1 protein-coding gene is annotated in these 705 nt (G+C 70.6%); it reads left to right on the top strand.

Features of this window, described 5'->3' with window-relative positions:
• Positions 1–73: 73 nt before the first annotated feature.
• A partial coding sequence (locus BKE38_RS14385; RefSeq protein WP_420014329.1) for a hypothetical protein occupies positions 74–705 on the top strand: 632 nt, incomplete at its 3' end.

Below are 705 nucleotides of genomic sequence, written 5' to 3'. Positions count from 1 at the left end.
CGCCCCCGCGGGCGGTCCTGCTGCCGCCTAACCCCCACCCCCCAAGAAAAACTCGGCGCGAAGGTCAGAGACCATGGCTGTCATCGGCTCCCTCACCACCACCCAGATCCAGGGCCTCTCCACCACCGCGGTCGCGGCGCTGAAGACCAGCGACATCCGCAGCCTGGCGGCCACCCAGCTGGCGGCGCTGACCACGACGCAGATCGGGGTGCTGTCGACGACGCAGCTGGCGGCGCTGCAGACCAGCCAGGTGGCGGCGCTCGAATCGACCGACCTCGCGGTGCTCAGCACCTCGCAGCTGCGCGGCCTGGCCTCGACGCAGCTCGCCGCGCTGACCACCACCCAGGTGGGCGCGCTGACCACGACCCAGCTGCGCAACCTGTCGGCGACCCAGGTGAAGGGGCTGACCAGCACGCAGATCGGCGCGCTGGACACCACCCAGGCGCAAAGCCTGACCACCACCCAGCTGAACGCGCTCAGCACCAGCCAGGTGCGCGGCTTCGAGACCACCGATCTCGCCGCGCTGACCACGACGCAGATCCTGGGGCTGAGCTCGGCGCAGCTGGGCGCGCTGACCACGACGCAGTTCGCGGCACTTGAGTCGACCGATGTCGGCGTGCTGACGGTGACCCAGCTCAAGGGCCTGACCAGCACCCAGATGGCGGCGCTGACCACCACCCAGGTGGGCGCGCTGACCACGACGCA

Source organism: Teichococcus deserti (genome assembly GCF_001982615.1).
In the GTDB taxonomy this organism is placed as follows: domain Bacteria; phylum Pseudomonadota; class Alphaproteobacteria; order Acetobacterales; family Acetobacteraceae; genus Pseudoroseomonas; species Pseudoroseomonas deserti.
This window is presented reverse-complemented; position numbering and strand designations above follow the sequence as displayed.